The sequence below is a fragment of the Streptomyces sp. NPDC022910 genome, from assembly GCF_055561075.1.
This window is the reverse complement of sequence record NZ_JBVHHL010000008.1, coordinates 11,894-32,877: the sequence shown is the minus strand read 5'-3', so window position 1 is coordinate 32,877 and position 20,984 is coordinate 11,894. Positions and strand designations below refer to the sequence as shown.

15 protein-coding genes and 2 pseudogenes are annotated in these 20,984 nt (G+C 70.2%); 11 read left to right on the top strand and 6 right to left on the bottom strand.

Translation table 11 applies throughout. From position 1 onward, the window contains the following. Nucleotides 1–11 precede the first annotated feature (11 nt). Both nhaA and ACZ3TS_RS10270 read left to right on the top strand, forming a co-directional pair. Nucleotides 12–1,892, top strand: a complete 1,881-nt coding sequence (gene nhaA / locus ACZ3TS_RS10275) for a Na+/H+ antiporter NhaA (protein WP_467615784.1) — start codon at nucleotides 12–14, stop codon at nucleotides 1,890–1,892. 57 nt (nucleotides 1,893–1,949) lie between these two features. Then, nucleotides 1,950–2,607, top strand: a pseudogene (locus tag ACZ3TS_RS10270) (sigma-70 family RNA polymerase sigma factor); the annotation flags it as partial. Here the strand turns inward: ACZ3TS_RS10270 and ACZ3TS_RS10265 are convergent. Together ACZ3TS_RS10265 and ACZ3TS_RS10260 are read right to left on the bottom strand one after the other, a co-directional pair. Continuing rightward, a complete protein-coding gene (locus tag ACZ3TS_RS10265) occupies nucleotides 2,592–3,299 on the bottom strand; it encodes a glycerophosphodiester phosphodiesterase (RefSeq protein WP_467615781.1) in 708 nt (235 codons plus the stop codon). The pseudogene ACZ3TS_RS10270 and the gene ACZ3TS_RS10265 sit on opposite strands and share 16 nt — an antisense overlap. Before the next feature lie 73 nt (nucleotides 3,300–3,372). Further along, nucleotides 3,373–4,487, bottom strand: a pseudogene (locus ACZ3TS_RS10260) (adenosine deaminase). Nucleotides 4,488–4,760: 273 nt separating this feature from the next. On the opposite strand from ACZ3TS_RS10260, the gene ACZ3TS_RS10255 reads away from it, so the two are divergent. Next, nucleotides 4,761–5,585 carry a DUF4190 domain-containing protein gene (locus ACZ3TS_RS10255; protein ID WP_467615779.1) on the top strand — a complete coding sequence of 275 codons (825 nt, stop codon included), beginning with the start codon at nucleotides 4,761–4,763 and terminating at the stop codon, nucleotides 5,583–5,585. An 85-nt stretch (nucleotides 5,586–5,670) separates the two neighbouring features. On the opposite strand, the gene ACZ3TS_RS10250 is transcribed toward ACZ3TS_RS10255, so the two are convergent. After that, a complete protein-coding gene (locus ACZ3TS_RS10250; RefSeq protein WP_467615778.1) occupies nucleotides 5,671–6,228 on the bottom strand; it encodes an NADAR family protein in 558 nt (185 codons plus the stop codon). Nucleotides 6,229–6,438: 210 nt separating this feature from the next. On the opposite strand from ACZ3TS_RS10250, the gene ACZ3TS_RS10245 reads away from it, so the two are divergent. The 7 genes from ACZ3TS_RS10245 (at nucleotide 6,439) to ACZ3TS_RS10215 (ending at nucleotide 15,598) form a co-directional block, all read left to right on the top strand. Further along, a complete protein-coding gene (locus ACZ3TS_RS10245) occupies nucleotides 6,439–7,995 on the top strand; it encodes a gamma-aminobutyraldehyde dehydrogenase (protein ID WP_467615775.1) in 1,557 nt (518 codons plus the stop codon). A 52-nt stretch (nucleotides 7,996–8,047) separates the two neighbouring features. Further along, nucleotides 8,048–9,295 carry an ABC transporter substrate-binding protein gene (locus ACZ3TS_RS10240; protein ID WP_467615774.1) on the top strand — a complete coding sequence of 416 codons (1,248 nt, stop codon included), beginning with the start codon at nucleotides 8,048–8,050 and terminating at the stop codon, nucleotides 9,293–9,295. 5 nt (nucleotides 9,296–9,300) lie between these two features. Further along, nucleotides 9,301–10,452 (top strand): ABC transporter ATP-binding protein, encoded by a 1,152-nt coding sequence (locus ACZ3TS_RS10235; RefSeq protein WP_467615772.1) that lies wholly within the window; start codon nucleotides 9,301–9,303, stop codon nucleotides 10,450–10,452. Further along, a complete protein-coding gene (locus tag ACZ3TS_RS10230; protein ID WP_467615769.1) occupies nucleotides 10,452–11,384 on the top strand; it encodes an ABC transporter permease in 933 nt (310 codons plus the stop codon). The genes ACZ3TS_RS10235 and ACZ3TS_RS10230 overlap by 1 nt, the downstream gene beginning before the upstream one ends. After that, nucleotides 11,385–12,185 (top strand): ABC transporter permease, encoded by an 801-nt coding sequence (locus ACZ3TS_RS10225; RefSeq protein ID WP_467615767.1) that lies wholly within the window; start codon nucleotides 11,385–11,387, stop codon nucleotides 12,183–12,185. A gap of 24 nt (nucleotides 12,186–12,209) precedes the next feature. Beyond that, nucleotides 12,210–13,628, top strand: coding sequence for an NAD(P)/FAD-dependent oxidoreductase (locus tag ACZ3TS_RS10220; RefSeq protein WP_467615764.1), 1,419 nt, complete (start codon nucleotides 12,210–12,212; stop codon nucleotides 13,626–13,628). A 203-nt stretch (nucleotides 13,629–13,831) separates the two neighbouring features. Further along, entirely contained in the window at nucleotides 13,832–15,598 is a 1,767-nt protein-coding gene (locus tag ACZ3TS_RS10215; RefSeq protein ID WP_467615762.1) for a chitinase, read from the top strand. On the opposite strand, the gene ACZ3TS_RS10210 is transcribed toward ACZ3TS_RS10215, so the two are convergent. The 3 genes from ACZ3TS_RS10210 to gabT all read right to left on the bottom strand — a co-directional run bounded on the left by ACZ3TS_RS10210 (nucleotide 15,537) and on the right by gabT (nucleotide 18,272). Continuing rightward, entirely contained in the window at nucleotides 15,537–16,259 is a 723-nt protein-coding gene (locus ACZ3TS_RS10210) for a phosphatase PAP2 family protein (protein ID WP_467615760.1), read from the bottom strand. The two genes, ACZ3TS_RS10215 and ACZ3TS_RS10210, sit on opposite strands and share 62 nt — an antisense overlap. A gap of 61 nt (nucleotides 16,260–16,320) precedes the next feature. Beyond that, on the bottom strand, nucleotides 16,321–16,506 hold the full coding sequence (locus ACZ3TS_RS10205; protein ID WP_467615757.1) for a hypothetical protein: 186 nt from the start codon (nucleotides 16,504–16,506) through the stop codon (nucleotides 16,321–16,323). Nucleotides 16,507–16,937: 431 nt separating this feature from the next. Next, entirely contained in the window at nucleotides 16,938–18,272 is a 1,335-nt protein-coding gene (gene gabT, locus ACZ3TS_RS10200) for a 4-aminobutyrate--2-oxoglutarate transaminase (RefSeq protein WP_467615754.1), read from the bottom strand. A 309-nt stretch (nucleotides 18,273–18,581) separates the two neighbouring features. On the opposite strand from gabT, the gene ACZ3TS_RS10195 reads away from it, so the two are divergent. Next, nucleotides 18,582–20,978, top strand: coding sequence for a type IV secretory system conjugative DNA transfer family protein (locus ACZ3TS_RS10195; protein WP_467615751.1), 2,397 nt, complete (start codon nucleotides 18,582–18,584; stop codon nucleotides 20,976–20,978). Nucleotides 20,979–20,984 lie beyond the last annotated feature (6 nt).

Here is a 20,984-nt window from a genome sequence, read left to right as displayed (position 1 = left end):
ATTGCCTGAGCATGTCCTTCGAAGCCACCGACTACACGCAGCAGACCGCGTGCGGTCACAACCAGCGCTCTCCGCTGCGCGACTTCCTGCGGACCGAGACCGGAAGCGCCGCCGTCCTGGTGGCGGCGACGCTCGCGGCACTCGTCTGGGCCAACGCGACACCCTCGGTCTACGAGGCCTTCTGGCACACCCGTCTCTCGGTCCGGATCGGTTCGTACGGTGTGTCGCTCCCGCTGCGCGAGTGGGTGAACAGCGGGCTGATGACGCTGTTCTTCTTCGTCGTCGGACTGGAGGCGCGCCGCGAGTTCGACATGGGTGAGCTGCGCGACCGCACACGGCTCGCCCTGCCGCTCGCGGCGGGTGTCAGCGGCATGCTCGTCCCGATCGGTATCTACCTCGCGATCAACGCGGGCCACGGATCGACGCAGGGCTGGGGTGCGGCGATGTCCACCGACACCGCCTTCGCGCTGGGCATGCTGGCCGTCGTCGGGCGCCGTATACCGCCGGGACTACGGGTCTTCATCCTCACGATCACCGTGGTCGACGACTTCCTGGCGCTCGGCGTCATCGCCTTTGCCTACAGCGACCGCCTCACCGTGCCGGCGCTCCTTGTGGCCGTCGGGACCTTCGCCGTCGTACTGCTCGTCCGGTGGCTCGGGGTCCGTCGAGGCGTGGTGTACGCGCTGCTCGCGTTGGTCGCCTGGGGTGCGCTGCTCGAATCCGGCGTGGACCCCGTGGTCATCGGCCTCGCCATGGGGCTGCTGACGTACGCGTATCCGGCGGCGCGCAGCGAACTGGAGCACGTCACCCAACTGTTCCGGTTGTTCCGCGAGCAGCCCACGCCCGAGCTGGAGCGCACCGTACGCGTCGGCATCGCCTCGGCGATCTCCCCGAACGAGCGGCTTCAGCGCCTGTACCACCCATGGACCAGCTATGTCGTCGTGCCGCTCTTCGCCCTGGCCAACGCCGGCATTCCGGTCGGCGGCGACCAGCTGGGACGAGCGTTCACCTCGCCCGTCACCCTGGGCATCCTCCTGGGCTACGTCCTCGGCAAACCGATCGGCATCGTCGGGGCGTCGGCGCTGGCGACGGCGGTGACCCGCGGACGGATCCGGGTGCCCGTAGGCTGGGGAGCCGTCGTCGCGGGTGGGACCCTGGCCGGAGTCGGCTTCACGGTGTCCTTGCTCATCGCCACGCGCGCCTTCGACGGCACGCGACTCGAGGACGCGAAGATCGGCATTCTGAGCGCCGTGCTCTGCTCGTTCCTGACCAGCCGGCTCGTCACCGGAGTCATCGGGATGCTGCCGCGCCCGCTGCAGCTGCGGGCGCGGCTCGGGAAGGCCGAGACGATCGTCGACCTGGCGGTTCCCGTCGACCCCGGCCGCGACCACATCCGCGGACCGCAGGACGCACCGGTGACCGTCGTGGAGTACGGCGACTACGAGTGCCCCTACTGCGGGCAGGCGGAGTCGGTCGTCCGAGAACTGCTCGGGGACTTCGGGGACGTGCGGTACGTGTGGCGGCATCTTCCGCTGACCGATGTGCACGTGCACGCACAGCTCGCCGCCGAGGCTGCGGAAGCGGCCGCCCGGCAGGGGCGTTTCTGGGAGATGCACGATCTGCTGCTCGGCCATCAGGGCGCCCTGACCCTCGACGACCTGCGACGCTATGCCGCGGAGATCGGGCTGGACCTGGAGCGCTTCGAGCGGGACATGCGTGCTCACGCGGGCGCGGCTCGGGTTGCCGAGGACGTCGAGTCCGCGGATCTCAGCAGTGTGGCAGGGACCCCCACCTTCTTCGTCAACGGGCGCAGGCACCACGGTGCGTACGACATCGCCGGCCTCTCGGAGGCCGTACGCGTCGCCCGCGAACGTGCCGCCGTGGCCGCCTAAGTCCTGTCGTCGAACTCCCGTGGTCCGCCCGGAGGGCGGGCCTCGCGGCGGCGTGGGGCACCTCCCGCTCGAGCGAGGCCGAGTGTGCGCGCATGGCGTCGCGCGCCGTCGTCGCCGTCACCGACGCCCTCGAAAACGAGGACAGACCTGTACGGCACGGTCGTGGACGCTGTCGAAAGCACTCCCGCCGCCGACGCCCGGCCTGCGACGCTGCCCCATCGTCCGGAGTCCGGGATCGCCAGCACCGGCGGTCCGAAGGCCGTCATGCAGCACCGCGGGGAGAGCGTGACGCTCAGGGGCCGGGGCTATGTCCTGGTGCGCTGGCAGATCTCGCCGAAGAACCGGCCGGGCCAACGGCCGCCGGATGGACGACCCACTGCCCGGGAGCCCCGACGGCTACGTCACCGGCATGGGCGGACCGAGCATCGCAAACGCCGTCCTGCCGGCCGGTACCCAGCAGATGTGGCAGAACGAGTACTTCTACCTCGACGGTTCCGTCACCCTCACCCAGAACGAGCGCGGCTGCGACTACGGCCTGATCGTCTTCCCGTCGAGCTGGGACGCGGTGGACAAGGACGTACTGACCGGACCCGACCAGGGCGCGATCCGCTACGGCCTGGTCCGCGACAACGGCAAGGACACCGCGCCGGTGCCCCAGTACCTCACCCGCTCGACCCCGGCGGACCCGGCGACGGTCCTTCAACGCTCGCGTGTGCAGTGGTCCTCGGGCTCGCGCAGTGCGCACAGCGCGTCGACGCGGTTCGTCGTGATCGAGTCCACGCCCAGGTCGAGCAGGCGCCGCATCATGCGGCGGGTGTCGGGGGTCCACACCGACAGCAGGTGGCCGCCCCGGTGCACGCGGGCCGCGAGGTCGCGGTCGACCAGGCCGAAGCGGTAGTTGAGCCAGCGCGGGCGCACCGCGTCGAGCAGGGCGGGTCGCGGCGGTGCGAGGGTCGTCCAGGTCAGGGCGATCTCGGCCGAGGGCTCGGCGGCACGGACCGCCAGCATGGTCTGCGCCCCGGCGCAGTAGTAGACCCGCTCCGTGGCATCGCACTGCCGAACGATGTCCACGATCCGGCGCACGGCCCGGGCCGAGGGGCGGCCCGGCAGGTCGATCATGACCCGGCTCCCGTCCGTGGCCGCCAGCGCCTGCGCCAGAGTCGGCAGACCGCCCCCCGTCAGCCCCCTCACCTCGTCCGAGGAGAGCGCGACGAGCGGCCGGTCCTGCTCCCACAGTCGCTTCAGCGTCTCGTCGTGCAGCAGCACGGGGACGCCGTCCCGGGTGAGCCGTACGTCGATCTCCACCGCGTCCGCGCCCCGGAGGAGCGCGGAACGCAGCGATGTGAGCGTGTTCTCGCGGTGGCGGTAGGGGTCGCCGCGATGGGCGACGGCAGTCACGGTGCGCATGGAGCCCCATTGTGAAGGAGCCATGCTGCGAAGCGGCTCGTCGGGGGGTGGTGGCCGGGCGACGGGTGGGAGGTCAAGGGGCGAGCCACGCCGAGGTGTAGGCGTCGATCTCGGCGGCCAGCTTCGCCTTGCCGGCGTCGTCGAGGAAGGACGCCTCGACCGCGTTCCTGGCGAGCCCGGCCAGACCCTGCTCGTCGAGGCCCAGCAGCCGTGCGGCGACCGCGTACTCGTTGTTGAGGTCGGTGCCGAACATCGGCGGGTCGTCCGAGTTGATGGTCACGAGGACACCCGCGCGCACGAACTCCTTGATGGGGTGCTCGTCGAGCGTGCGGACCGCTCGCGTCGCGATGTTGGAGGTCGGGCAGACCTCCAGCGGGATGCGGTGCTCGGCGAGGTGGGCGAGCAGCTTCGGGTCCCGGGCGGAACTCGTGCCGTGCCCGATGCGCTCGGCACGCAGCTCGTTCAGGGCGTCCCAGACCGTCTCGGGGCCGGTCGTCTCGCCCGCGTGCGGCACGGAGCGCAGCCCGGCTGCTGTCGCCCGGTCGAAGTACGGCTTGAACTGCGGTCGGGGAACGCCGACTTCGGGTCCGCCGAGTCCGAACGAGACGAGCCCCTCGGGGCGCAGCCGGTCGTCGGTGGCGAGCCGTGCCGTCTCCTCCGCCGATTCGAGGCCTGCCTCGCCGGGGATGTCGAAGCACCAGCGCAGTACGGTTCCGAAGTCGGCCTCGGCCGCCTTGCGGGCGTCCTCGATCGCATCCATGAACGCGCGTTCGTCGATACCACGGCGGGTGGACGAGAAGGGCGTGATGGTCAGCTCGGCGTAGCGGACCTGCTGCCGGGCCATGTCACGGGCGACCTCGTAGGTCAGCAGGCGTACGTCCTCGGGGGTTCGGACGAGGTCGACCACGGACAGATAGACCTCGATGAAGTGGGCGAAGTCCGTGAACGTGAAGTAGTCGACGAGGGCCTCGGGGTCCGTGGGCACCTTGGAGTCGGGGTGGCGGGCGGCCAGTTCCGAGACGATGCGGGGGGAGGCGGAGCCGACGTGGTGCACATGCAGTTCGGCCTTGGGCAGTCCGGCGATGAAGGCGTGCAGATCACGCACGGCAGGGGTGTCGTGGTGGTCGGTCAAGGGTTCCTCCCCGGGAACGGCGTCCCGGCGCCGGGGTCGGACGGGACGCGGGTGATCGGCTGATCGGTGGTTCAGGGATCATCGTAGGGCGCGGGTCACGTCGGGGAGGCGCGGGCCGTAGCATGACGGAACGTATGACGGAGGGGGACTCACGCATGTCCGACGACGCGCAGGCGCCGGGAACGCCGCAGGACGCAGCCCCGGGCACGTGGGCTGCGCCAAGCAACGAGACGGACGCGTCACCGGGCGCGCCGGAAGGAGTGGGCGAGGGGACAACGGGTGCGGCAGGCGGCCAGGTGCCGGGCCCACCGGGGGCGTCGCCCGGGCAGATGGCGCCGATTGCCCCTGCCGTCCGGGCCCCAGGGGTTCCGCTGGACAAGCCCGCCGCCGGCCCGCGCCCCGCACCGAACCCCTGGGCGCCGCCCGCCGACCAGGCGGCCGGCCCGAGCACCGCCGGACCGGGCCCGGGAGCCCCCGTCGGCCCCCAGGGCACCGTGGTCTCCGGTGGCACCCCGTCCGTGCACGACCAGCCCACGGTCGTCTCCCACCCGGAGCCCGAGGCGCCGAGCGCTCCGGCCCAGGGGCCGTGGAGCAACCCCTTCGCCTCACCGAGCCCGGCCCCGGGCACCCCGTACGCACCACCGTCTCCCGCCGCCACCGCCAACCCCTTTGCGCCGCCCGCCGCTGGCGAGCCCGTGCCGCCGCCGCCCGTCGGACCCGAAGGGCCCGGGCAGATGCCGTACGGCTATCCCCAGTACCCCGGTTATCCGGGCTACGGCGTGCCCTACGGACCCCAGGGCGGCGTCCCCGGCTACGGCTGGACCGGGATGCCGCTCGCGCCGAGCAACGGCATGGGCACCGCTTCGCTTGTGCTCGGGATCATCTCCGCCGTCGTGTTCTGCTTCTGGCCGGTGTCCATCATCGTCGGCGTGCTCGCCGTGATCTTCGGCGTCATCGGCCGCCGCAAGACGCACCGCGGCGAGGCGACGAACGGGGGCATGGCCCTCGCCGGCCTCATCTGCGGAGCGGTCGGCCTTGTCCTCGGCATCGTGCTGCTCATCGTCTTCGTCGCCGCCCCGGACAGCGGCGACGACCCCTGGGTCGGCACGGACGACGGCTACTCGACGTCACTGGTGGCGCACCGACTCCCGTGACGCTGCGACGGACACTCGCTGCGGTCCCCTACGACGGCCGCGCGCTGCGGGGCCCTCGCAGGACCAAGGCCCGTGTCCGGTCTCGCTAGGACATCCCCAGCCGCTCCCGAGCCTCCATCAGGGCGAAGCCCAGCAGGTTCAGTCCCCGCCAGCGCTCCGGGTCGCTCGCGCGCTCGTCGGCCGCCGCGAGTCCGATGCCCCACACGCGGTCCATCGGGCTCGCCTCGACGAGCACCCGGTCGCCCGTGCCCAGCAGGAACGCCCGCAGATCGGCGTGCGCGGCGAACTTGTGGACGCTGCCCTCGACGACGATGCCGAAACGCTCGCGCTCCCATATCGCGTCCTCGAAGCCGCGCACCAGCCGCCCCGCCTTCTTCGCGAGCGCCGGGCTCGACGCCTCGAGGGCCTTCCGCTCGGCCTCCGCATCACCGAAGAGCCGCGCCTTGGACGCCATCATCCAGTGCTCCGCCGTCGCGTACTTCACGCCGCCCACGGTGAACGGGGACGGCCACCACTGGCTCAGACAGCTCGACCCGAGCTGTCCGTCCGGGCGCGGCCGGTGGCCCCAGAAGTGCAGGTACTTGACCCTCGCCCCCACCCGGACCTCCCTGACCAGGGCGTCCCAAGAATCGATCTTCCCCATGCACGCGAGTCTGGCACGCACCACTGACACTCCGTCCTTGCTTTTCCTGGGGAAGTCGACACCTGGTCGACAGATTCCGTCGCGTAACCAAAAGGCAACAACGGAATCACTTGTTGGAGTGCACTTGCTCTGTCAGGATCGGCACTCAAATTGAGCCGGAGCTACGCCAGCTCCCGCGGCGGACGCAGGCCGGCGGCGGAGGAGAGCGACATGCACAACCCGGGCAACGCCGGCGGCGCCGACACCCGCACCCGGACGCGGGACGACGTACAGGAGCGCTTCGCGGACGCTGCGCAGTACATCGCGGGCAGACCGGCCAAGGGCACGTCGGGCCGTACGCACGCGGTGGTCGACCCGTCGACGGGCGCCGAGGTGTACACGTACGAGCTTGCCGCGGCCGAGGACGTCGACCGTGCCGTGGCCGCCGCCCGGGCCGCCTTTCCCGGCTGGTCCACCGCCACCCCGGGCGAGCGCTCCGGCGCACTGCACCGCTTCGCCGCCGTCCTCGCCGACCGGGCCGAGGAGTTCGCCCGCTTCGAGTCCCTCCAGTGCGGCAAACCCCTGAAGCTGACCCGGGAGTTCGACGTTCCGGGCACGATCGACAACACCGCCTTCTTCGCGGGTGCCGCCCGGCACCTCCAGGGGCAGTCCGCGGGCGAGTACTCCGGCGACCACACCTCGTACGTCCGCCGCGAGCCCATCGGCGTCGTCGGCTCCATCGCGCCCTGGAACTACCCCCTCCAGATGGCCGCCTGGAAGATCCTCCCGGCGATCGCCGCGGGCAACACCATCGTCCTCAAGCCGGCCGAGCTCACCCCCCTGACCTCGCTCCTGTTCGCCCAGGCCGCCACCGAGGCCGGGATCCCGGACGGTGTCGTCAACATCGTCACCGGAACCGGCAAGGAGGCGGGCGAGCACCTCGTCGGCCACCCCGACGTGGCCATGACCTCCTTCACCGGCTCCACCGCCGTCGGCAAGCGGGTCGCCGAGATCGCCACCGCCACGGTCAAACGCCTCCACTTGGAACTCGGCGGCAAGGCACCCTTCGTCGTCTTCGACGACGCCGACCTGGAAGCGGCCGTCCACGGCGCGGTCGCGGGCGCGCTCATCAACACCGGTCAGGACTGTACGGCCGCCACGCGTGCGTACGTGCAACGGCCTCTCTACGAGGAGTTCGTCGCGCGGACCGCCGTACTGATGGAGACCGTCCGGATCGGCGACCCCTTCGCCCCCGGCACCGACCTCGGCCCCCTGATCTCGCACGTCCAGCGCGACCGCGTCGCCGGTTTCGTCGACCGGGCGCGTGCCTACGCACGCGTGGTGACCGGCGGAGAGGCCCCTGAGGGGGAACTCAAGAACGGTGCGTACTATCGGCCGACCCTTGTCGCCGACGCACCCCAGGACAGCGAGATCGTCCAGTCCGAGATCTTCGGGCCCGTGCTCGTCGTCCTGCCCTTCGACGGCGACGACGACGGCATCCGGCTCGCCAACGACACCCCGTACGGCCTCGCCGCCTCCGCCTGGAGCCGCGACGTCTACCGGGCGAACCGCGCGACCCGCGAGATCAAGGCGGGCTGCGTGTGGGTCAACGACCACATTCCGATCATCAGCGAGATGCCGCACGGCGGCTACAAGGCGTCCGGCTTCGGCAAGGACATGTCCGCGTACTCCTTCGAGGAATACACCCAGATCAAACACGTCATGTTCGACAACACCGCGAATGCCAGGAAGGACTGGCACCGCACCGTCTTCGGGGACCGCCAGTAGACAGGCCGCCCGACCCGCGGCCGCATATTCCTCCCGAAAGGGCACCACGCGCATGCAGCAGTACGAGCCCGACCGCCTTTCCCCGGCCCAAGTGGCCGCCATGCGGCGCAGTTTCCGGGGCGGCAGAGCCTCCCTCACCCGCCGTTCGCTGCTGCGCGCCTCCGCGAGCGGCGCGCTCGCGCTGGGCGGCCTCGGGTCGCTCAGCGCCTGCGGGATCCCCGCGGCAGGCAAGACCCAGGGCGGCACGTCCGCCGAGGACCACTCGGCCAAGGAGAAGGTCGTCAACTTCTCCAACTGGACCGAGTACATCGACGTCGACGACAGCGGGAAGCACCACCCGACGCTCGAGGCGTTCGGCAAGCGGACCGGCATCACGGTCAAGTACACCGAGGACATCAACGACAACAACGAGTTCTTCGGCAAGATCAAGCCGCAGCTCGCCGCGGGCCAGGACACCGGCCGCGACATCATCATCCTCACCGACTGGCTGGCCGCCCGGCTGATCCGCCTGGGCTGGGTCCAGAAGCTGGATCCCTCGAACCTCCCGCACGCCTTCGCCAATCTGTCGGACCAGTTCCGCAGCCCCGACTGGGACCCGGGCCGCGCCTACTCCTACCCCTGGCAGGGCATCTCGACCGTCATCGCCTACAACAAGAAGGCGCTCGACGGCATCGAGGTCAAGTCGGTCTCCGATCTGCTCGACAACCCCAAGCTCAAGGGCCGTGTCGGCTTCCTGTCGGAGATGCGCGACAGCATCGGCATGACGCTGCTCGACATGGGCAAGGACCCGGCGAAGTTCACCGACGACGACTTCGACGCGGTGATCGCCCGCTTGCAGAAGGCCGTCGACAAGGGCCAGATACGCCGCTTCACCGGCAACGACTACACGTCCGACCTCACCAAGGGCGACTTCGCCGCCTGCATCGCCTGGGCCGGCGACGTCGTGCAGCTCAAGGCGGACAGCCCGGACGTCGACTTCGTCATTCCGGACAGCGGCTACATGACGTCGACCGACAACATGCTGGTTCCCGACAAGGCGCGCCACAAGACGAACGCCGAGCGGCTCATCGACTTCTACTACGAGCCCGAACAGGCCGCCGCGCTCGCGGCCTACATCAACTACGTGTCTCCCGTCGACGGTGTGAAGCCCTACCTCGCGAAGATCGACAAGGACGCGGCGAACAACCCGCTGATCATTCCCGACAAGGCCATGGCCGCGAAGTCCCACGCCTTCCGCTCGCTGACGCAGAAGGAAGAGACGGCCTACGAAGAGAAGTTCGCGAAGCTCACAGGGGCGTGACGAAGATGACGACAGACAACAGCGGCGACGTTCGCCTCTCCGGGATCAGCAAGACCTACGGCTCCTTCACCGCCGTACACCCGCTCGACCTGACCGTGCCGCAGGGCTCCTTCTTCGCCCTGCTCGGCGCCTCCGGCTGCGGCAAGACCACCACCCTGCGCATGATCGCGGGTCTGGAGGAGCCCACGAGCGGCACCGTCCACCTCGGCGACCAGGCGGTGACGCATCTGCCGCCCTACAAACGGCCGGTGAACACGGTCTTCCAGTCCTACGCGCTCTTCCCGCATCTCGACATCTTCGAGAACGTCGCGTTCGGCCTGCGGCGCCGCGGCATCAAGTCGGTGAAGAAACAGGTCGAGGACATGCTGGACCTGGTGCAGCTCGGTGAACAGGCGCGCAAGAAGCCGCACCAGCTCTCCGGCGGCCAGCAGCAGCGCGTCGCGGTGGCCCGCGCGTTGATCAACCACCCCAAGGTGCTCCTCCTCGACGAGCCGCTCGGCGCCCTCGACCTCAAGCTGCGCCGCCAGATGCAACTGGAGCTCAAGCGCATCCAGACCGAGGTCGGCATCACCTTCATCCACGTCACGCACGACCAGGAGGAGGCCATGACGATGGCCGACACGGTCGCCGTGATGAACGCGGGCCGTGTCGAACAGCTCGGCTCGCCCACCGACCTGTACGAGAACCCGCAGACCACGTTCGTCGCCAACTTCCTCGGCACGTCGAACCTGATCGAGGCCGAGGTCGACTCCAAGAGCGGCGAGGAGATCGTCCTCAAGGCCGGCGGCGGCAAGCTCACCCTGCCCGAGGCGCGCTGCTCCGCGCCGACGACGGCGGGGGGCAAGGTGCTGGTCGGCGTCCGCCCGGAGAAGATATCCCTCACCCACGCCGACGACGCGGGCGAGGTCCCCGAGGGCCGCAACCGCATCACCGGCAAGATCGCCGATTCCAGCTTCATCGGGGTCTCCACCCAGTACGTGATCGACAGCCCCGTCTGCCCCGAGTTCGAGGTCTACGCCCAGAACATCGACCGCGACCCCCGCCTGGTGCCTGGCGCCGACGTCGTCCTGCACTGGAACCCGGCGCATACCTTCGGCCTGGACGCGGCTCAGGACATCGACGCGGGCGTGGAAACCGTCGAGGAGGAGGCCGCCTGATGGCCGCTGTCACCGAGGCGCCCCCACCTCTCGCGCCCACCGCCGCCGAGCAGAAGAGGCCCCCGCGCAGGCGGGGCCGCCGGACGCCGTACTGGCTGCTGCTGCCCGGCATCCTCTGGCTGCTTGTCTTCTTCGCGCTGCCGATGATCTACCAGGCCTCCACGTCCGTGCAGACGGGCTCCCTGGAGCAGGGCTACAAAGTCACCTGGCACTTCGCGACCTACTGGGACTCGCTGTCCGCATACTGGCCGCAGTTCCTGCGCTCGGTCCTCTACGCCGCCGCCGCGACGCTGCTGTGCCTGGTCCTCGGCTACCCGCTCGCGTACCTCATCGCGTTCCGCGCGGGCCGCTGGCGGAATCTGGTCATGATCCTGGTGATCGCGCCCTTCTTCACCAGCTTCCTGATCCGCACGCTCGCCTGGAAGACCATCCTCGCCGACAACGGCCCGGTCGTCGGCGCTCTTGGCACGCTGCACGTCCTGGACGTCACCAACTGGCTCGGCTGGACCCAGGGGGACCGCGTCCTCGCCACCCCGCTCGCGGTGGTCTGCGGTCTGACGTACAACTTCCTGCCGTTCATGATCCTGCCGCTGTACACCTCGCTGGAGCGCATCGACGGACGCCTCCACGAGGCGGCGGGGGACCTGTACGCCAAGCCGTTCACGACCTTCCGGAAGGTCACCTTCCCGTTGTCGATGCCGGGTGTGGTCTCGGGCACGCTGCTGACCTTCATCCCGGCCGCCGGCGACTACGTCAACGCCGACCTGCTCGGTTCCACCGACACCCGCATGGTCGGCAACGTCATCCAGACACAGTTCCTGCGGATCCTCGACTATCCGACGGCCGCGGCCCTCTCGTTCATCCTGATGGCCGCGATTCTCGTCATGGTCACCTTCTACATCCGCAGGTCCGGCACGGAGGATCTGGTTTAAATGGCCTTCGTCAACTGGCTCAAGCGCCATCTCGTCGTCATCGCGGGACTGCTGACACTCGGATATCTCCTGCTGCCGAACGTCGTCGTCACGGTGTTCTCCTTCAACAAACCGAAGGGGCGTTTCAACTACGAATGGCAGCAGTTCTCGCTGGACGCCTGGAAGGACCCGTGCGGCGTCGCCGACATGTGCGGCTCGCTGTCGGTCAGCCTCCAGATCGCGGTCTGGGCGACGATCGGCGCCACGATCCTCGGCACGATGATCGCCTTCGCGCTGGTCCGCTACCGCTTCCGCGCCCGGGGCGCCGTGAACTCGCTGATCTTCCTGCCGATGGCGATGCCCGAGGTCGTCATGGCGGCCTCGCTGCTCACCCTGTTCCTCAACATGGGTGCACAGCTCGGCTTCTGGACGATCCTGACCGCCCACATCATGTTCTGCCTCAGCTTCGTCGTGACCGCCGTCAAGGCGCGTGTCATGTCGATGGACCCGAGGCTGGAGCAGGCCGCGCAGGACCTCTACGCCGGCCCGTTCCAGACCTTTGTGCGGGTCACCCTGCCGATCGCGGCACCCGGAATCGCCGCGGGCGCACTGCTCGCCTTCGCGCTCTCCTTCGACGATTTCATCATCACCAATTTCAACGCGGGCTCGACCGTCACCTTCCCCATGTTCGTCTGGGGCTCGGCACAGCGCGGAACGCCCGTTCAGATCAATGTCATCGGCACGACCATGTTCATCGTCGCCGTACTGTTCGTCCTGGTCTCCATGGCCATCGGCAATCGCCGGAACCGCCAAAAGGCGTAATGCACCCGGTAGGGAGTTGACATCATGGCCCCAAGCGCCATGACCCGTTGGACCAAGTCTCTTTCCGAAGCCCAGCCTGTCCCGTACTGGCTGGACGACCCCGGCAAGCCCCACCCCGAGCCCGCCCTGACCGGCGCCGAGACCTGCGACCTGCTGGTCGTCGGCGGCGGCTACAGCGGACTGTGGACCGCGCTCATCGCCAAGGAGCGTGATCCGCAGCGGGACGTGGTGCTGCTCGAAGGCCGCGAGGTGGGCTGGGCCGCCTCGGGCCGCAACGGAGGCTTCTGCGCCGCCTCCCTCACGCACGGCCTGGCCAACGGACTCACCCGCTGGCCGGACGAGATCCACAAGCTCCAGGAGCTGGGCGCCCGCAACCTCGACGAGATCGAGAAGGCGGTCGCCCGCCACGCCCTGGACTGCGAGTTCGAGCGCACCGGCGAGATCGACGTGGCGACCGAGACGTACCAGGCGTGGGAACTCCGTGACTGGTACGCGGAGATGAAGCGCCGGGGCCTCGCCGAGGGCACCGAGTTCCTGGACGCGGAGGCGGTACGGGAACAGGTCGACTCGCCGACGTTCCTGGCCGGTCTGTACGACCGCCGGGGCGTGGCCATGGTCAACCCGGCCAAGCTCGCCTGGGGTCTCAGACGTGCCTGCCTTGAGCTGGGCGTGCGGGTCTACGAGCGCACGCCCGCGCTCACCCTGAAGCCGTACGGCGCCGGCCTGGCCGTACGCACTCCGTACGGCCATGTTCGCGCCCGGAGGGTGGCGCTCGGCACGAACATCTTCCCCAGCCTGTTGCGGCGCGTGCGCTCGTACACCGTCCCGGTCTACGACTACGCGCTGATGACCGAGCCGCTGACCGCCGACCAGCTGGCGTCGATCGGCTGGAAGAACCGCCAGGGCCTCGGAGACTCGGCGAACCAGTTCCACTACTTCCGGCTCTCGTCCGACAACCGCATCCTGTGGGGCGGTTACGACGCGATCTACCCGTACGGCGGCCGGGTGCGCGCCGAGTACGACGACCGCCCGGAGACGTACGCCAAGCTCGCCCGGCACTTCTTCACCTGCTTCCCGCAGCTGGAGGGCGTCCGCTTCACGCATGCGTGGGGCGGCGCGATCGACACCTGCTCGCGCTTCTCGGCGTTCTTCGGGACGGCGCACCAGGGGAAGGTGGCGTACGCGGCCGGTTACACGGGCCTGGGCGTCGGCGCCACGCGCTTCGGTGCGGAGGTGATGCTGGACCTGCTGGCAGGGGAGCGTACGGAGCGCACCGAGCTGGAGATGGTCCGCAGGAAGCCGCTGCCGTTCCCGCCGGAACCCTTCGCCTGGACGGGCATCGCGCTCACCAGGTGGTCGCTGGCCCGCGCCGACGCACACGGCGGGCGGCGCAACCTCTGGCTGAAGACGATGGACAGGCTGGGCCTGGGCTTCGACAGCTGACGCGGGCCGCAAGGGGCCCGCCGGCGGTCCCGGCAGGCCCGGGCCCCGGCGGCAGAGGCCTTGACAACCGAATTGGTCTGGACCAAGTTGGGCGCGCTCCACCCTCCAATTCCCCATGCCCGGAGGCACTTGTGGATCGCACCAGTCCGGATCACACCAGTCCGGATCACACCAGACCATTCGTCCGGCATCGGCTCCTGGTCGTGTGCACGGCAGCGGCCCTGGCCCTGCCCGGCCTGACCGCACTCGCGCCGGCCGCCCGCGCGGCCGACACCGACCTCGCGAGGAACGGCGGTTTCGAGTCCGGCCTCGACGGCTGGACCTGCACCGCGGGCACCACGGTCAACTCCCCTGTACGCGGTGGCACCTCGGCGCTGCAGGCGACCCCGGCCGGCAGCGACAACGCGCAGTGCACCCAGACGGTGACGGTCAAACCCGACTCGCAGTACACGCTCAGCGGCTATGTCCGCGGCAGCTACGTCTACTTGGGCGCGAGCGGTACCGGGACCACCGACGTCTCCACCTGGACCCAGTCGGCGACCGACTGGCAGCAGCTCACGACCACCTTCCGCACCGGCGCATCCACCACCGAGGTCACGATCCACACGCACGGCTGGTACGGCACCGGCGCCTACTACGCCGACGACATCTCGCTGGTCGGACCGGGCGTGGATGCGGGGCAGCCGCCCGCCGCGCCGACCGGTCTGAAGACCGGCACCGTCACGTCCTCCAGCGTCGCCCTGTCATGGTCGGCGGTGACGGGCGCGATGGGTTATGCCGTCTACCGCGACGGTGTGAAGGTCCAGACGGTGAGCGGCACGTCGGCCACGGTGACCGGTCTGTCGCCTTCGACCGCCTACAGCTTCCAGGTGACGGCGGTGAACGGCGCGGGCGAGTCCGCGAAGTCGGCTGCGGTGACCGCGACGACCTCCGCCGGATCGGGCGGCTCCACGGACCTCCCCGCGCACGCGCTGGTCGGCTATCTCCACGCGAGCTTCGCCAACGGCTCCGGGTACACGCGCCTCGCGGACGTCCCCGACAGCTGGGACGTCATCGACCTCGCCTTCGGCGAACCCACCTCCGTCACCTCCGGCGACATCCGTTTCACCCGCTGTCCGGTCACCGAGTGCCCGAACGTGGAGAGCGACGCCGACTTCAAGGCGGCGATCAAGGCCAAGCAGGCGGCCGGCAAGAAGGTGCTGATCTCGATCGGCGGCCAGAACGGCCAGGTGCAGCTGACGACCACGGTTGCCCGGGACGCCTTCGTCTCCTCGGTCTCGAAGATCATCGACACCTACGGCCTCGACGGCCTGGACATCGACTTCGAGGGCCACTCGCTGTCGCTGAACGCGAACGACACGGACTTCAGGAACCCGACGACGCCGGTGGTCGTCAACCTCATCTCGGCCCTGAAGGCCCTGAAGGCCAGGTACGGATCGAGGTTCGTGCTGTCGATGGCCCCGGAGACCTTCTTCGTGCAGATGGGCTACCAGTACTACGGCACGGGCAAGTGGGGCGGCCAGGACCCGCGGTGCGGGGCGTACCTGCCGGTGATATACACCCTGCGGGACGACCTGACCCTGCTCCATGTCCAGGACTACAACTCGGGTCCGATCATGGGCCTCGACAACCAGTACCACTCCATGGGCGGCGCCGACTTCCACATCGCGATGACCGACATGCTGCTCACCGGCTTCCCGGTGGCGGGCGACGCGAACAACGTCTTCCCGCCGCTGCGGCCCGACCAGGTGGCGATCGGCATGCCGGCGTCGACGAACGCGGGCAACGGCCACGTCGCCCCGTCGGAGGTCACCAGGGCCCTGGACTGCCTGACGAAGAAGACGAACTGCGGCTCGTACGCGACCCATGGCACCTGGCCCGCACTGCGCGGCCTGATGACCTGGTCGGTCAACTGGGACCGGTACGGAGGCTGGGAGTTCCAGAGGACGTTCGACGGCTACTTCGGCTGAGGACGAGCCACAGCGAGTAGAGCAGCACCGCGCTCAGGCACCAACTGGCCAGCACGTCCAGGGGCCAGTGGTAGCCGCGGCGGACCAGTCCGAAGCCGACCCCGGCGTTGACGACGGTGCAGGCGATGACGAGTTCGCGGCGGGCGTAGGCGGTGCGGAGCCAGGGGAGGAGTAGCAGGGTCGCGGAGCCGTAGGCGATCGCCGCAGTGGCCGTGTGACCCGAGGGGTAGTAGCCCGAGACCGGGCCCATGACCGGTGGGCCCGGCCGGGCGATCAGCACCTTGAGCGGGACGACCAGCGCCGGCACGGCCGCCATCGCGCCGGCCGCCGCGGCGGCCGGCAGCCACCACCGGTCTGTACCGGCGGTCCGGGCGCGCCAGGCAACCCACACCAGGACGACGGCCAGGACCGGGACGGCGACCGTGACGTTCCCCAGGGCGGACAGGAGCTCGGAGGCCCGATCCGGATGGACCACGGCCCCGCTCAGCCGCGCGTCCGCACGCGCGAGCGGACCGTGTGCGGCGACCTGCCAGGTGATCAGGAGGAAGAGGAAGAGAGGGGCCACGGGGGCCAGGAACCAGGCCGGCCGCCCGCGAACGGCAGGCCCTCCGTCGCGCTCGGCAGCTGCGTGCTTGAGGTCTGGGTCTTGGGAACTCGCCACGGTGGACATCATCACCTACGCACCAGGGATCATCTGGGCCCTGGCGCGCCGTGCCCGTGGCTCAGAGATCGCCGAGGACGAGCCAGACCGCGGCCGCGAGTACGACCAGATACATGCCGATCCCGATCGTCCTGCCCAGGCCCTTGTGACCGGAGCCCTCAAGCACCCGGCCGGTGATCCCGATGAGCGGCGCCCCGAAGACGATGAGAAACAGACCGATCAGAAAGCGCACAGCCCCCACCCCCATGAAAGATCACTTCTCGTGATCTCGGAGCGTGATCGTAAAGGCTGGCGCGACGCCGGGGAAGTGCTCGACGCACGGGTCACGGGAATCCCGCGGGCGGGAACGAGTGGAAGTCAGGCCGGCCGCCCCGGAACAGGGGGGGTGGTTCCGAGGCGGCCGTCCGGATCGGTGTGCCGCCCGCCCCGGGGGGTTTGGGGCGTGCGGCCGTCCGATCGGTGAGGAGATCCGGAGCTGGAGGCTCCGGGTGTGTGCGCGAGGGCACGACCAGGTCGAAGCTGGGGAGGCCTCGGCCCGGTGTCACCCACAGTCCCCTGTGGGCGGGTGTATCTCTCATCTGGGTAGAACCTACGGCAGGAAAAACCGCTCCGACAGCCGGAAGCGCGTCCCGCCATCCACCTCGCACACGTTCTTCACACCCTCCGACCTCTGTCGGCTCAGATGCGCGCGAACGCCTGCTCGATGATGTCCAGACCCTCGTTCAGCAGGTCCTGACCGATGACCAGCGGGGGCAGGAAGCGCAGCACGTTGCCGTAGGTGCCACAGGTCAGGACCAGCAGCCCCTCCTGGTGGCAGGCCTTGGCCAGCGCGGCCGTCGCCTCCGCGTTCGGCTCCTTGGTGGCGCGGTCCTTCACCAGCTCGATCGCGATCATCGCGCCGCGGCCGCGGACATCGCCGATGATGTCGAACTTCTCGGCCATCGCCGTGAGACGGGCCTTCATGGTCTCCTCGATCTCCTTCGCCCGGGCGTTGAGGTCGAGCTCCCTCATCGTCTCGATCGCGCCCAGCGCGCCCGCGCAGGCGACCGGGTTGCCGCCGTAGGTGCCGCCCAGGCCACCCGAGTGCGCGGCGTCCATGATCTCGGCGCGGCCGGTGACGGCGGCGAGCGGCAGACCGCCCGCGATGCCCTTGGCGGTGGTGATCAGATCCGGGACGATGCCCTCGTCCTCGCACGCGAACCACTGGCCGGTGCGGCAGAAGCCGGACTGGATCTCGTCGGCGACGAAGACGATGCCGTTGTCGGTGGCGAACTTGCGCAGCGCGGGCAGGAAGCCCTTGGCCGGCTCGATGAAGCCGCCCTCACCGAGCACCGGCTCGATGATGATCGCGGCCACGTTGTCCGCACCGACCTGCTTGGTGATCTGGTCGATGGCCTGCGCGGCGGCCTCGGGGCCGCAGTTGTCCGGACCGGTCGGCCAGCGGTAGGCGTAGGCCATCGGCATCCGGTAGACCTCGGGCGCGAACGGGCCGAAGCCGTGCTTGTACGGCATGTTCTTGGCGGTCAGCGCCATCGTGAGGTTCGTCCGGCCGTGGTAGCCGTGGTCGAAGACGACGACCGCCTGGCGCTTGGTGTAGGCGCGGGCGATCTTGACGGCGTTCTCGACGGCCTCGGCACCCGAGTTGAACAGCGCGGACTTCTTGGCGTGGTCACCCGGCGTGAGCTCGGCCAGCGCCTCGGCGACGGCCACGTAGCCCTCGTACGGCGTGACCATGAAACAGGTGTGCGTGAAGTCCTGCAGCTGGGCCGAGGCTCGGCGGACGACGGCCTCGGCGGAGGCGCCCACGGACGTCACCGCGATGCCGGAGCCGAAGTCGATCAGGCGGTTCCCGTCGACGTCCTCGATGATCCCGCCACCCGCGCGCGTGGTGAAGACCGGCAGCACGGAGCCCACACCCTGCGCGACCGCGGCGGTACGGCGGGCCTGCAGCTCCTGCGACTTCGGGCCGGGGATGGCGGTGACGACGCGGCGCTCCTGCGGAAGTGCGGTCATGGGGGCTCCCTGATGATCGTGCGAACCGAACCGGAGGTTTGGGCGTACCGGGCGTCCCGGTGGGCCGGTGGTTCCGGGCGGGGGTGTCTTTCGGACGCTTGCCTTCTTTATCTCGCAGGCTAAGACGGGTCGTGGAGGGTGGGCATGCTCCATGTGGGCGCCTTGGGTGCGCCCGCTTGTCCGCGGTGGACATAGCGCGGCGGATCCCGGCTTCGCGGGCTCGGCCGTGTATGCGGTGAACTCCCTTGGCGGGGGCGTTAGATTGACTCGCTGATGGTGCACGGAGCGGCTGGTCAGGGGGCAAGGGCGATGGACAGCGACGGGACGCAGGACGCACGGGCCACACGGGCCGGTTCCGTGCCGCGTCCGGCGGGGCCGCCACGGGTCCCGCCACGGCCGGCGCGGGCACCGGAGGTGTCTTCCGCTCCTGACCAGCCCCCGCGCCAAGGATCGGCGGTCGCCGACTGGCTCAACGAGCCGCGTCCGGCCGCCGGCCCGGGAATCTGGCGCTTCGGCTACCGCCTTCCGAAGGACGCACAGGCACCCGACCGGCTCTCCCCGGTCACGATCGTCGGCATCGCGGTGCCCCTGGTGGTGGCGTTGGTCGTCTGGTCCCTGTGGCGCCACGGCGCCGTCCCGTACCAGTGGGCCGTCCTCAAGCTGTTCACCCCGGAGGACTGGTGGTGGGGCGGTACGACGGCCCCCAAGGGATCGCGGGGCCAAGAGGCCATCGTGGTCTACGACGGTGCCTTCTTCGGCCTGCTCGTCTACACCGTGGGGCGGCTCGGCAGCTGGCCCGAGGTCCTCCGACACGTCGTCGGGCGCCGCGAGCAGCCCGCCCGGGCCCTCCTCGCCGCACTCGGCGCCCTCGTCACCCTGAGCTTCGTGTTCCCGAGAGCCTTCCCCGGCATCGGCTGGGACGCTCTGCCCGTCGTCGACCCCGTGTTCTCCCTCATCGTCCTGATCTCGGGCGGATACGAACTGTTCCAGTCGCAGCTGTTCACGGACGCGCTGTACGCGCTGATCACGGTGTTGGTCCTGTGGCCGTTCGCGAGGCTCGGCGGATGGTGGGCGCTGGCCGGGCACCGGCTCGCCGCCCGCAGCCGTACGCAGGAGGGCCGGGCCGCACCGACCGAACCGGACGCGCCGCGCGCGCAGTGGCCCGAGCTCAGAGAGGCCGGAGCGCACGAGGCGGCGGACCTGCTCACCGCCGAGGTGCTCGCCGGTCGTATGAACGACGTGGACTGCGCCCGGGTAGCGCACGCCTGGGCCGCGGCCCAAAGTGAAGGGCGCCTCCCCGCCTTCACCGACACCGTGTTGCGCCGGGGGGCCGCGGCCTGGACCCACCCGTCCGGCGCCCGGGACCTGCCCGGCCGCACCGCACGCCACGACCTGCTCACGGGGCTGGTTCGCATCGGACAGTGGGTGGCCGGGGACCGGACGCCGCTCGCGTACCGCGGCACCGGCGCGGCCCTCGGCCCGGATGTGCTCGGCACCTCGCTCCTGGCCGTGGGGCCGCCGGGCTCCGGAAAGACCCGCCACCTCATCGCACCCGTGGTCGAGTCCCTCGCCCTGCAGGCCCTGACGGGCGAGTGCGCCGTCGTCGCGGTCTGTGCGGCCGGCGCGCCGCTCGCCCCGGATCCGGCGTTCGACGTCGTGGTACGGATCGGGGACCCGGCGTCCGTCCACGACCTGGATCCGTACGCGGGCTGTGAGGACCCCGACGAAACGGCCGCATTCCTCGCCGAGGGCCTGGCCGGGGATCTGGACACGGTCGGCAGTCAGCGGGCCGCGACCGCCCTCGCGCAACTGCTCGGCCCCTACCGGGCCGTGCACGGTGCGTTCCCGCCCCTGCCCCTCCTGCGAGAACTGCTGGAGGGCGAGCCGTCGGCGCTCTCGTCCCTGCGCGAGGCCCTCTCGGGGGAGGAACACGTGGTGATGCGCCGGGAACTCGACGCCCGCGTCCGGCAGATCGGCGGCACCGCCGACGTGGGTCCGGCGCTCGCCGACCGGCTGGCCCTGCTGGACCGGCCGGCCTTCGCCGAGTTCTTCGGCGCCGGCGGCACGGTACGGCCGTTCTCGCTGCGCGCCGTGGCCCACCATCCGCTGCGGGTCCGCATCGACCTCCCGGAGCACGGCCACGAAGAGGCGTCCCGGTTGATCACCCGGCTCGTCCTCGCCCAGTTCACCGCGATCGTGCGGGACGGCGAGCGTCCCCACTACGTATGTCTGGTCCTCGACGACGCCACCGGGACGGTGACCACCGAATCGGTCCGTGCCATCCAGCGACTGCGCTCCCGGAACGCGGGAGTCGTCCTCGCCCTGCGCACGGTCGGCGACGTCCCTGAGACCCTGCACGGGCCGCTGTTCGGGTCTGTGGGCTGCCGCATGGCCTTCTCCGGCGTCACGACATGGGACGGCGGCAGGTTCGCCCAGGCCTGGGGCACGGAGTGGGTGGAGACGCGCGACGTGGCCAAGCACACCGTCTTCGCGGATCAGCCGATGACCCGTGCCATCCACGCCCTGCGCAAGCTCATCACCGGAAAGGCCGTCACCACGGACGCCGTGACCGTCCGCCAGGTCGAGCGCGAGCGCTGGTCCGCGTCCGAGCTGGCGCACGCGGTGCCGCCCGGTCACGCGGTGCTGTCCCTGACGAATGCGAAGGGCGAGCACGCGCCCCCGCTGCTCGTGGACCTGCGCGGTTGAGGCCGA

What these genes read in the sequence shown, in the direction of transcription:
- ACZ3TS_RS10225 (WP_467615767.1), top strand. Translation starts at nt 11,385, where the DNA reads ATGGCCTTCGTCAACTGGCTCAAGCGCCATCTCGTCGTCATCGCGGGA.
- nhaA (WP_467615784.1), top strand. Translation starts at nt 12, where the DNA reads ATGTCCTTCGAAGCCACCGACTACACGCAGCAGACCGCGTGCGGTCAC.
- ACZ3TS_RS10250 (WP_467615778.1), bottom strand. Translation starts at nt 6,228, where the DNA reads ATGGGGAAGATCGATTCTTGGGACGCCCTGGTCAGGGAGGTCCGGGTG.
- ACZ3TS_RS10255 (WP_467615779.1), top strand. Translation starts at nt 4,761, where the DNA reads ATGGCGCCGATTGCCCCTGCCGTCCGGGCCCCAGGGGTTCCGCTGGAC.
- ACZ3TS_RS10265 (WP_467615781.1), bottom strand. Translation starts at nt 3,299, where the DNA reads ATGCGCACCGTGACTGCCGTCGCCCATCGCGGCGACCCCTACCGCCAC.
- ACZ3TS_RS10230 (WP_467615769.1), top strand. Translation starts at nt 10,452, where the DNA reads ATGGCCGCTGTCACCGAGGCGCCCCCACCTCTCGCGCCCACCGCCGCC.
- gabT (WP_467615754.1), bottom strand. Translation starts at nt 18,272, where the DNA reads ATGACCGCACTTCCGCAGGAGCGCCGCGTCGTCACCGCCATCCCCGGC.
- ACZ3TS_RS10205 (WP_467615757.1), bottom strand. Translation starts at nt 16,506, where the DNA reads ATGGGGGTGGGGGCTGTGCGCTTTCTGATCGGTCTGTTTCTCATCGTC.
- ACZ3TS_RS10220 (WP_467615764.1), top strand. Translation starts at nt 12,210, where the DNA reads ATGGCCCCAAGCGCCATGACCCGTTGGACCAAGTCTCTTTCCGAAGCC.
- ACZ3TS_RS10235 (WP_467615772.1), top strand. Translation starts at nt 9,301, where the DNA reads ATGACGACAGACAACAGCGGCGACGTTCGCCTCTCCGGGATCAGCAAG.
- ACZ3TS_RS10240 (WP_467615774.1), top strand. Translation starts at nt 8,048, where the DNA reads ATGCAGCAGTACGAGCCCGACCGCCTTTCCCCGGCCCAAGTGGCCGCC.
- ACZ3TS_RS10245 (WP_467615775.1), top strand. Translation starts at nt 6,439, where the DNA reads ATGCACAACCCGGGCAACGCCGGCGGCGCCGACACCCGCACCCGGACG.
- ACZ3TS_RS10195 (WP_467615751.1), top strand. Translation starts at nt 18,582, where the DNA reads ATGGACAGCGACGGGACGCAGGACGCACGGGCCACACGGGCCGGTTCC.